This is a genomic window from Bradyrhizobium cosmicum (assembly GCF_032290525.1).
In the GTDB taxonomy this organism is placed as follows: domain Bacteria; phylum Pseudomonadota; class Alphaproteobacteria; order Rhizobiales; family Xanthobacteraceae; genus Bradyrhizobium; species Bradyrhizobium cosmicum_A.
The window spans coordinates 1-237 of record NZ_JASXTA010000588.1 but is presented as its reverse complement, the minus strand read 5'-3'; the positions used below and the strand labels follow the sequence as shown (position 1 = coordinate 237).

Annotated in this window: 1 protein-coding gene; it reads left to right on the top strand. The window is 62.0% G+C overall.

From position 1 onward, the window contains the following. The coding region (locus QSV46_RS41030) for a citrate/2-methylcitrate synthase (protein ID WP_314964500.1) at positions 1-237 on the top strand (237 nt) is incomplete at both ends.

Sequence of the window (237 nt, the reverse complement as noted above, 5' to 3'; positions counted from 1 at the left end):
CTCTACGCCCAGGCCGGCATGTTCACCTATGACCCCGGTTTCACCTCCACCGGTAGCTGCCAGTCGAAGATCACCTATATCGACGGCGATGCCGGCGTGCTGGAATACCGCGGCTACCCCATCGAGCAGCTCGCCGAGAAGGGCGACTTCCTGGAGACCTGCTACCTCCTGCTCTACGGGGAACTTCCGACCGCCGCCCAGAAGCAGGATTTCGACTACCGCGTGATCCATCACACC